We start from the raw sequence: 215 nt of genomic DNA, 5'->3' as shown, positions 1-215 counted from the left end.
CCGCACAACCTGCGCGAGGTCGCGAGCGCGGTCGAGTGGCTGCTGGCCAACCCCGAGGCGTCCCGCGAGGACCTGCTCGAGGTGTGCATGCAGCGCATCAAGGGCCCGGACTTCCCCACGGGAGCGCTGATCCTGGGCCGTCGCGGCATCGAGGACGCCTACCGCACGGGCCGCGGCTCGGTCGTCATGCGGGCGGTCGTCAACGTCGAGGAGAT

Annotated in this window: 1 protein-coding gene; it reads left to right on the top strand. The window is 71.6% G+C overall.

Annotation, left to right across the window (positions count from 1 at the left end):
• On the top strand, positions 1 to 215 hold a 215-nt coding region (locus B2284_RS10075; protein ID WP_286697441.1), incomplete at both ends, for a DNA gyrase subunit A.

Source organism: Dermacoccus sp. UBA1591 (genome assembly GCF_002322065.1).
Classification (GTDB): domain Bacteria; phylum Actinomycetota; class Actinomycetes; order Actinomycetales; family Dermatophilaceae; genus Dermacoccus; species Dermacoccus nishinomiyaensis.
This window is presented reverse-complemented; position numbering and strand designations above follow the sequence as displayed.